Source organism: Microcoleus sp. T3_D1 (assembly GCF_036700405.1).
Lineage (GTDB): Bacteria > Cyanobacteriota > Cyanobacteriia > Cyanobacteriales > Microcoleaceae > Microcoleus.
This window is the reverse complement of the sequence record NZ_JAUBOV010000014.1, coordinates 85,580-95,963: the sequence shown is the minus strand read 5'-3', so window position 1 is coordinate 95,963 and position 10,384 is coordinate 85,580. Positions and strand designations below refer to the sequence as shown.

General features: G+C 45.2%; 6 protein-coding genes. 5 read left to right on the top strand and 1 reads right to left on the bottom strand.

Features of this window, described 5'->3' with window-relative positions; translation table 11 throughout:
• Nucleotides 1-591 (bottom strand): dihydrofolate reductase family protein (locus QT992_RS09245; protein ID WP_333337396.1); only part of this gene is annotated, 591 nt, incomplete at its 3' end.
• Between the two features lie 218 nt (nt 592-809).
• On the opposite strand from QT992_RS09245, the gene QT992_RS09240 reads away from it, so the two are divergent.
• From QT992_RS09240 to QT992_RS09220, 5 genes are all read left to right on the top strand, one after another.
• Nucleotides 810-2,840, top strand: coding sequence for a hypothetical protein (locus tag QT992_RS09240; protein ID WP_333337394.1), 2,031 nt, complete (start codon nt 810-812; stop codon nt 2,838-2,840).
• Nucleotides 2,833-3,837, top strand: a complete 1,005-nt coding sequence (locus tag QT992_RS09235) for a hypothetical protein (RefSeq protein WP_333337392.1) — start codon at nt 2,833-2,835, stop codon at nt 3,835-3,837. The genes QT992_RS09240 and QT992_RS09235 overlap by 8 nt, the downstream gene beginning before the upstream one ends.
• A 16-nt stretch (nt 3,838-3,853) precedes the next feature.
• The gene (locus QT992_RS09230) at nt 3,854-9,577 is read left to right on the top strand and encodes a DEAD/DEAH box helicase (RefSeq protein ID WP_333337390.1); all 5,724 of its coding nucleotides are present in this window, start codon (nt 3,854-3,856) and stop codon (nt 9,575-9,577) included.
• A 238-nt stretch (nt 9,578-9,815) separates the two neighbouring features.
• Nucleotides 9,816-9,971, top strand: a complete 156-nt coding sequence (locus QT992_RS09225; protein ID WP_333337388.1) for a hypothetical protein — start codon at nt 9,816-9,818, stop codon at nt 9,969-9,971.
• Between the two features lie 32 nt (nt 9,972-10,003).
• Nucleotides 10,004-10,384, top strand: a complete 381-nt coding sequence (locus QT992_RS09220; protein ID WP_333053993.1) for a photosystem I reaction center subunit IV — start codon at nt 10,004-10,006, stop codon at nt 10,382-10,384.

Here is a 10,384-nt window from a genome sequence, read left to right as displayed (position 1 = left end):
ATGAACAGGCAAGATGCCTGTTCCACTAGAAAATTCATCTCTTGTGGAACGGGCATCTTGCCCGTTCTTGACAATGGCACCATTCTCAATAAGCCTTTCATGAACAGGCAAGATGCCTGTTCCACTAGAAAATTCATCTCTTGTGGAACGGGCATCTTGCCCGTTCTTGACAATGGTGCCAGATGTGCGATCGAACTTACTGTCTTTCGTCGGAACAGGTGACGGCAATGGCGTTTCCCTACCGTCTTGCCCCGTCAGCAGCCAGCGAGGCACAGGTTGCTGGAAAAATCGCAAGTTTGGGTCAAATTGGGACGATCGCGAACACACAATTTGCACCGGTTGTGGTGGCTTTCCTTGCAGTTCCCTCTGTTTGACCAATTCCGGCGAAATCACTCTCATCGTCGTCCCATAAGCCTGTAAAGTGCCGTTGCCGAACAAAACCGCGTCACTTGCTGCTACTTGCTGTTCGAGGTGGGCTTTGTCGTTGGCAGAACCGAATCTCGCGGGCGATCGTACTGCATCGGCAATTTTACCGTCAGCACTGATCGCGAGTATTACTGTTGCTAATGGTCGATCGATCTTATCTGTCATTAATTTATTAAATTTTCGCACGACATCATATTTAACTAAGTAACTTCACGGATATAAACCCTATTATTGTTCGCTATACGGACGCCATTGCCAAATATTATAATCGATATCGGCTGGCGATTTCGACATAATTAAGTTTCTCTATACTCACCTGCTTAGCAACTAGAGTTATAATACTTAAAATTACCAATTTCCGTCAAATTATATAAAACATAAGAATGGATTATTTAACCTGGAATAATTCAATCGCATCTCATTTCTTTAAACCGGAAATGGCGGGCAGTACCGTTCACCTGTATGTCACAGAGAAACTAATAACGGATATTGGTCAAGAAAGGGGTGTTGATTTCTCAGATTTTATTGCAGCTATCAAAACGGGGCCTTTTGGGGTGACAAGGCAGGGTTTGTGCGTGAAAGCCTTACAAAGCCGGGATAATTGGCAGCAGCGAGAATTAGACTATCCGCCTTATATCGCTTATTTAGCGCTCTTTGTCTTAGCAGCCGGTATTGAAGGAACTTTTGCCGCCCATTCTTACTATCCGCGCTTGCGAACATTACTAGGCGAAGAACCTACCACAGGGCAGTATCCTTCATTTAACCGGATGTCTGAACTCTGGGAAGATTTAGAAAAATGGTCTAATCAAGATAAATCTGGCGAATTGGGTATCTTCAACAGCACCAGCATTGGCAAGAGAAATCACATTGGACTGCCGCTTGCACAAACTCTTCTGACTGAGGAAGAACGGCGCGCACTCCCGGCTATTTTTGCCGCTGCTGACTTAGATTCTACTTCACATCCTGCTGAGGAAGCGATCGCACTTTTGTTAGCAAAACACGGGTGCAAACAACTCCGAAAACGCACGCTAGACTTGTTAAAAGAAACCAGAGACAGCGACGAACTTCGCCAAGCATTGCTCGAATGGATTATTGATGAATTGCACGATTGGGATGGCACTGCTGAACTTTCCGATAAAAAGCAGGTTTACGGACTGTTGAGATTGTGCTGCAAACTCGATTCAATTGCCAAACGCGCTACCCTAAGCTTGCGTTGCAGTACCAAACACGAATTTCCTGAAGACGATTTGTTGTTATTTTTAGAAGATAATTCTAGCTCGTTTTCTTGTTCCGAATATAGCGGCGTTTGGTCTTTACCTTTGATATCTGAGTCTGAGGGAAAAACGGTGGCTGCTTCAGAGTTTGATTGGTTGCGAGGTGTAAAAATGCGATCGGCTGACTCTAAATGGTTTTTTAAGCTGCCAGCATCGCCCATTCGAGTATTCGTTAATGGAGATACTGAGGGATTGCCTGGTTTCGTCGAAGTGCGGCAGCTTCCCACTCAAAAGCCATTTTATTTAGCTGCTCATCAAGAGTGTTTGGAATTGCTGAAAAAATGGGGAGAATTGAGCTGTCAAGGCTTTGAAAAATTGCAAATTACCGATGGTTTGCCCAGTGGATGGCACTTCTTCAAAGCCACGGCGGCTTGCAGTGACGAGTTAATCAAAGATCAATACCCAATTTTAGCTTTTTCTACTAATGTGAGGCTAGAGTTAGATGGAGGAATCCGCCTGGGAAGAGGCAATAAATTCTTTAAGTTTGCCCCGCCGAAATTAATTTTACTAGCGGGCAGCGAATCAATTAAAGTATATTGCAACAATCAGCTATTAGATTGCACGGAAACAGCAGGTATTTATGAACTGCCCGCCGATACTCCAGCGGAAACAAAGTTGCTAATCGAAGCACACCGAGGCGAAGATATTATCAAGCGTTGTTCTCTTTTATTAGTAGAAAACTATTCTTTGTCATCCGAAATTTCTGCGCCACAGTTCGACAGCTTCGGGCATCGCCTGACCCGCGCAGATAATGAGAGCGCGGGCGTTGCAGGTGCATTGGTGCGGAACGTTGATTTCCCGGACTTTAACTTCAACACTTTTTTGCCAATACAAGGAAAGCAACGGATTTTATTTGTAGGTAAAGAAGCAGGTCAAATAGCAACTTGGCCAATGGAATCGCTGCCGACTGATTGGGAGCCTGTTTGGGCTATTTCCAAAGGCAGGCATCGCGGTCAAGTAATGTTCTGCGGCACTAATTTATCCGATTCAGCACCTGCAATATCCAAGTGCAGAAACCGCAAGAGAATGCGGGAGTGGAAAGAAATATTGTGGCACGATCGCAAGAAAATTTCTCCGCCCGCTCGACAAGAGTTAAAAGCATTATGGAAAACTTTTCAACAGGAGGCAGAACGTGTCTGAAGATAGCGATAAACTGATATACGTTATTTCTGCGAAACGGGAAGTTTCTTGGCTTGAATTTAAGGAGACATTTGATTATTTATATACTTTAGAAACTGGTAACAGGGATGCAAATACTGACAAAGACAAAATCAAAAATAAAAGATTGCAAGCAATTCGCGCCCTCAATTCCCTGGGTCACTGTGACTTTGATTTTAGCGGCGATCGCAGCAAGAGTAAGGTTTATGCTGCTCCCCCTGTATTGGTGCGATTGCCTTGTGCTGGCTTTCCTCAAGCGATTTTAGCAGGAGCACGATCGCCTGCTACGATCGCACAATTATCAGAGGCTTGTCAGTCGGTGGGACATCACATTAACCTGGAAGTCACAGAACAATCCAATGAATTAGGGTTGATACCGAAGCGAGTCGCCGTGCAAGCGGAGGATGTAGGAGAATTGAGGGCGATCGGCAATTTGCTTAAAATACCTTTTATCGAAACGCCTTCAGCCTGGTCTTTGCTGCACTTTGCCGCCAGTATTTACGATTACTTAGCTACCCTCGAATGGTCTAAAGAACCAGAACTAAACTGGCAAAGCAAAACCTTTGACCCGATTTATTTACAATTTCAATCCATACAAGAAACCGATGGCGTCATTCGCCTTAGTGAATACACTCACCCATCCCGAAACACCAAAGTTTACTATCTGTGGCAAGATGGAATGTGTGCGGAAATAGACCTCGATTGGGGGAGGTACGCTGTTCTAAAAGCACTGCGGCGGAATGTTCTTATCTACGACAAACGCACATTCCATATGGCAGTACCCGCCAGCGCTAAGCTGCCACGACTTCTAGAAAGATCCTTAACTCTTTGTTCTGGTTATGCAGCAAAATATGAAAAAATGCCGCGTGTTCTGCCGCAAATTCAGGGATTCAATTTATTCTCCGCTATTCCCCCTCAAATAGCAGAAATGACCGCAGCTAAATTAAGGCAAACACTTTTGTCGCAATCTTTAATATAACATACTGAGGAAACTTATGCACGACCCAATTAACGCTTTTAACACCATCCGCGACAACTTCTTACTATACATAAAAACAGCTTTCGGAACTCAATTTTCCGAAATAGAACAAGAACGCGAAAGACTGCTGCGCCAACCCGGTGCATTCCATCAAGAACCCTGGATTGAACCGATGCCCCGCTACCAAAGGTCGGGTAAAACCATCAATGATTTAGATATTTCAAACCTACCGGGATTAGATGAATCTGCCCTTCAAGATTTTAAACAGCTTGCCTCCTGCGGACTTGTAGGCAATTACGAACTGTACAGCCACCAAATCGAAATGCTGCGGCAGGCATTAGAAGGTCAAAATGCGGTAGTAACGGCGGGGACTGGTTCAGGGAAAACTGAATCTTTTATGTTGCCGCTATTTGCTTATCTTGCCCAAGAATCGAGGAATTGGAATGCTCCTAAACCAGAGCCAGCCTACCTCAATAACTGGTGGGAAAATAAGGATTGGCAGAACGAATGCAACCCATTGGTGAAGACAAAACGCAGTTTTAAGAAATCTTATCGCGTCCCTCAAAGGAGTCACGAACAGCGGGATGCAGCCGTTCGCGCCCTGATTTTATATCCCATGAACGCCTTAGTTGAAGACCAACTTACCAGGCTGCGCCGCGCTTTAGATTCTGAAGAAGCGCGAGATTGGTTTAAAGATAATAGAAAAGGCAACCGAGTCTATTTTGGAAGATACAACGGCGTTACACCCGTACCGGGGCATGAATTAAAAGAAAATGGTAAACCTAATAGCAAAAAAATAGAAGAACTGCTGGAAGCAATGCAGCAAATGGAGGAATCAGCCACGCGAGCTAGGAAACACGCCGAGAAGGAGCGTGACAAACTAATAGACCAGGGTTATACCTTTGAAGAGGCAACAGAGAAAGCCAAAGAAGTGACTTTTTTCTTTCCCAGACTTGATGGGTCAGAAATGCGCTGTCGCTGGGATATGAAAGAGGCCCCCCCAGATATTTTAATCACCAACTATTCTATGCTCAGTATCATGCTGATGCGGAATATCGATCGAGATATCTTTGAAAAAACGAAGGAATGGTTAAATAAAGATGGCAGCGTCTTTCATTTAATTGTTGACGAATTGCACTTATATCGCGGTACTTCGGGGACTGAAGTCGCTTATTTGCTGCGACTGTTGCTGCAACGCTTGGGGCTGCATCCAGGTCATCCAAAATTGCGGATTCTTGCCTCTAGTGCATCTCTGGAACCAGACGATCCAAAAAGCTTAGAATTTCTTAATCAATTCTTTGGTGTTGAATGGCACTCCGAACAGATTATACCCGGTCATTTAGAGCAAATTCCACCAATTGAGGGTCAAGAATTTCTGGAAGCCCAACCGTTCATTTCCTTGGCATCAGCACCAGAAATAAACAATATAGAAACGTTGTCGGAAACGCCTGCATACATTGCTTGCAGCCAAATAGTGGAATCTGAAACTGAGGCAGTTGGCGCTAGAATGGTCGATGCTTGTAACGTTGATGACAAAATCCGTGCCGTATCGATCGCTGATTTTGGTCAAAAGATGTTTGGCAATGACTTAACAAATGAAAACCTCAAACTGGCAGTAAGAGGATTGCTTGTCGCTCGCGGTTTGTCCGACCAAACATCCTTGCCATCCTTCAGGATGCACTGGTTTTTTAGGAATATCGAAGGGCTTTGGGCTTGCACTAAACCGAATCACGGGTGCGAGGAAAACGAAATCAGCGAAAAGCGACCTGTTGGAAAACTATTTGTAGAAAATCCTCCCATACTTTGCGATAATTACCGAGTTTTAGAAATTCTTTATTGCGAACAATGTAATACTGTCTTTTTTGGGGGAAACAGGCTGACAAGACAGAATAATGACGGATGGGAACTTTTGCCTACAGAACCAGATATTGAGGGAATTCCTGACAGACAAGCTGGAAAATTTCTCGATGGTAGGACTTACAAAGAATTTGCTGTATTCTGGCCGTCCAGACAGATTGATGAAGATTCGCAGGGTTGGGGACGACAGTCTAAAAAAACAGAGTCAGGTCGCTGGGATAAGGCGTGGCTAGATACTCGCAGCGGTATAGTTCGTTTAGGCGACCCTCATTCCTCTGATGACTTGACAGTAAAAGGCTATATTTTTTATCGACCGAACCTGTTACCAGAGGCACGGGAAAAAGTTAAAGCTTTGCCTGCGGTTTGTGCTTGCTGCGGTGCTGACTACAGCAAGCGACTATATCGAAAATCTCCAATCCGCGACTTCAGAACAGGTTTTTCTAAAGTGAGTCAACTGCTGTCTAAAGAACTGTTTTATCAATTACCTGACACCCAAGAATCTCGAAAACTGGTAGTGTTTTCAGACAGCCGCGAAGATGCTGCTTCAATATCAAATGGAATTGAGCGATCGCACTATAAAGACTTAGTGCGCGAGGCTATTTTTGATGAATTGAAACAAGAGGCGATCGCCCGCCCTCTTTTGCTTCAAGACATCCAAAATCACGGCCTGCCTACCTGTAGCGAAGCTATTGAATTTGTCCAGCGTCACCCAAACGCTGTTAATGAATTGCAGGAGAATCGCCAACTTGTTAACTTTCCATTGCCCAAAGGGCATCCACCAGCATTGCAAGCAGTGCGAGACCAAGCAGAGAAATACCTGAACGAAATTCAGCAAAGAATTAATACCCGCACAGTTCCTCTCAGAATCCTATTTGAAGGTCTTGAAAATTCGCAAGACCCAGGAATCCTGATCCAGCGATTAGTAAACTTGGGTGTTAATCCTGCTGGTAACGATGTTCTTTACCAAGACTTTTCCTATGACGGAAAGTATCACCATTGGACAAAATTATTTGACTTTGAAACCGCTGGGTGGAAATCGGACTTGCCTCCTGAAGCACAAACAAGGCGAGATTTTACATTTAGAGAAAAAGTAAAATCTGAGGTTTGCAACATACTTTTCGGTCGCCTATATTTTGGGATTGAAGCATCAGGATTGGGTTATGTTCGCCTGAATTTACCGCCAAATCAATTAGAACAGCTAGCAATCCAATGCGGACTTTCACCTTCAGTATTTGAGAGTATTTGTGATGGCAGCTTGCGAATTTTAGGTGAATTGTACAGGTATCCGCAAGAACCTAAAGATTATCCGCTGGATGACTGGAAAGACTGGGGTGATGTGCGATCAAAATTTCGGAAATATATTAAAGAGTGTGCAAAAGCTTGCGGAATTTCAGAACAGGAGTTGCAGCAGGCATTGAAATCTGCTATTTGTGAATGCGGTCAGCACCACCACTTTAAACTTAATCCCCGGCATTTATCTGTACGAGTTGCTGTGCCGAACGACCCGGTGTGGCAGTGCGATTCTTGCCACCGCCCTCACCTGCACCGTGCGGGAGGTATTTGTACTAATACTAATTGTTTGGCAAATTTATCAGCGGAACCTAATAAAATATGTGCAGATTTATACGATCGCAATTATTTCGCCACCCAAGCTGTAAATAAGCGTCAACCGTTGCGGTTGCACTGCGAAGAGTTGACCGGACAAACCGACGATCAAGCCGAGAGACAGCGACATTTCCGCAACATTATCGTGAATTTTGGCGAACAAGAAAGAGATTTTATCCCAGAGGTAGATATCATCGACATTTTGAACGTGACTACCACAATGGAGGTGGGAATTGATATTGGCAGTTTAATGGCTGTTGTGATGGCAAATATGCCGCCGATGCGCTTTAATTACCAGCAGCGTGCGGGTCGCGGAGGGCGCCGGGGTCAGGCTTTTGCTATTGTACTTACTCTCTGTCGCGGTCGATCGCACGATGAGTTTTATTACCGCCATCCTGAAAAAATTACGGGCGATCCGCCGCCAGTTCCTTTTCTTTCTATGTCACAGGTTGAGATCGTGCAGCGCCTCCTAGCCAAAGAATGTTTGAGACGCGCATTTAAGGATGCTGGTGTCACCTGTTGGGAGGTAGAAAAGAAACCGGACAGTCACGGTGAATTTGGGACACTTAAAAAGTGGAAGGAAACGGAAGAACGCCGCGAACAAGTTCGTAATTGGTTAGAAAAATCAAAGGAAGTCACCGAGATCGTAAATTCTCTGCTAGTCGGTGTTGAAGGTATCGATCGCAACAAACTTGAAGAGTATGCACGTCAGGATTTGTTTAAAAAGATTGACGAGTGTGCCAATAACTTAGAATTGACAGGAGATGGATTGGCAGAACGCCTTGCTGAAGGCGGAGTTTTGCCGATGTACGGGATGCCCTCAAGAGTGCGTGATTTGTACCATCACGATCCGTCCAGAAAACAAAAAGTTCCTACTATCGATCGAGATTTAGATTTAGCTGTCTCTGAATTTGCCCCCGGTTCAGAAAAAACTAAAGATAAGCGGATTTATACTGCGATCGGGTTTACAGCATCGTTAATTCCCGACACTAAAAACGGGTTGGTGCCTGCTGGCGAACCTCTGAGCGATCGCCAATGGATGTTGAGGTGTCAGCGGTGCCAACATACGGACACTTCTAAGACAACCTTTGAAGATACAATCTGTCCGAAATGTGCGGCAACTGAGGAAGAGGGATTTCGAGTTTTTCAGTGGGCTGTCCCTTTAGCTTTCCGTACCAGCCTCAATCCTGGGGCTGACGCTAAAGATGAATACGATGCGTTAATTACAGGTGCAGCCAGCGTAGCCGAATCACAACCTCAAGATTTTGAGTTAGTAAATAACACAAATACTCAGACAGCTTTTTCTGAATCGGGCCGCGTTTTCCGCGTCAATGACAATAGAGGACAGCTATTTAAGGGAGCAATAGGAACTGCCACATTTGGACGCGGTGACAAACTATTACCAGATCAGTGGATTGATGAGCGATTTCAGAATAAAAATAATGTGAAGTTTAAACAGCAGGGAGAGTCAGAGAAAATTGCGATCGTTGCCCCAAAAACCACTGGTGTCCTGCGAATTAAACCTGCTGCTGTACCAGATGGATTGTGCCTCGATCCTATTGCACGCGGTTCCGCCGTCAAAGCTGCTTTCTACTCAGCCGCTTTCATGGTTCGTGCTGTAGCAGCACAGGAGTTAGACATCGATCCTGAAGAATTAGACGTGAGCGGTTTGCGACAGGCTGAATTAGAGGATGCTGGGGAAAAAGTAGGAGAAATTGTAATTAGCGATCGGCTTGCTAACGGTTCTGGCTTCACCTATTGGCTAGCTAATCACTGGGAAGATATCCTTACAGACAAAATTCTGAATTCTCAAAATAGCTTTGCTGAGGCAATTATGTCACCACAACACCGCCAAAAATGCGACTCTTCTTGTTACGATTGCTTGCAGCAGTACCGCAATATGAACTATCACGGTCTGCTGGATTGGCGTTTGGGGCTTTCCTTGCTGAGGGCATTGGCTAGCAGCAATTTTCAATGCGGACTCGATGGGGATTTTTCTACTCCTGACTTAGAAAATTGGCTGCTGAATGCAACTGCTTTGCGCGATATATTTTGTGCTTCGTTTAGTTGTTCCGGGGAACAGTTCGGCGCTTTACCGGGTTTGGCAGTGGGAGATAAAAGCGTTATTATCGTTCATCCTTTGTGGGACGTAGATAACCCTCAAGGCTTATTGCATGAAGCGATTGCTACAGTAGAAGCGCCCGATCGAGTTCGATACCTAGATACCTTCAATCTCCTGCGCCGTCCGAGTTGGTGCTATCAATCGCTAGATGATTAGATGCAGGATTCAAACATTAACACACTAGATGGTGGATCACTTGACTGAATGAGGATTTACGCAACCTTCTCGTGCAGAGCCGTGGCAATTCCCAGAGCGCTTGGGGCTACGCGGCCTGCTGGGGGATTGCCACGGCTCTGCCTAAATCCTATTAATGCACTATGTAGGCGCTCCGGCCCGCTCTCCTATTTGTAAAGTTTTTTATAGATCCGATCGCACAGCTTGTATTTAACGGATAATGTCTGTTTATTTATTTTGCAACCCCAGCGATCGCCCTAGCAAAGTATTTACTTTTCTTTACAAACAGCAGACAAAAAACGGCGCGGGAGGTAAAAATTCTGTTGCAGACTTCAAATGCGTCGCGCGATCGACTAGAGTAAAAAAAATGGCTTGATCCGTTTATTCATCGCAAAGGAAACAAAGCTCATGGTTCAACGCGGTTCTACAGTTCGGATTCTCCGCAAAGAATCCTTCTGGTATCAAGAAGTGGGCACCGTTGCTACGGTAGACCAAAGCGGCATTAAATACCCAGTTATCGTTCGCTTTAACAGCGTAAATTATGCAGGCGTCAACACCAACAACTTCGCCCAAAGCGAATTAGTGGAAGTGTCAGCACCCAAAGCAAAAGCGAAAACAGGGACTCCAGTAGCTTCCGGCGGCAAACAAACCACGCTGGACGAGAAAACCCGGAAAACCGGCAGCGGAGGAGCCCCCCAGCAGCCGAAAACTTCGACCGACAGCAAACCGGGCGCCGAAGTGACCGGCAGCGTCGAAGGTTCGCCAAATCAAGGAACAGAACAACGCTAA

Coding starts and splice junctions, on each gene's coding strand:
- QT992_RS09240 (WP_333337394.1), top strand. CDS start 810: ATGGATTATTTAACCTGGAATAATTCAATCGCATCTCATTTCTTTAAA.
- QT992_RS09230 (WP_333337390.1), top strand. CDS start 3,854: ATGCACGACCCAATTAACGCTTTTAACACCATCCGCGACAACTTCTTA.
- QT992_RS09225 (WP_333337388.1), top strand. CDS start 9,816: ATGTCTGTTTATTTATTTTGCAACCCCAGCGATCGCCCTAGCAAAGTA.
- QT992_RS09220 (WP_333053993.1), top strand. CDS start 10,004: ATGGTTCAACGCGGTTCTACAGTTCGGATTCTCCGCAAAGAATCCTTC.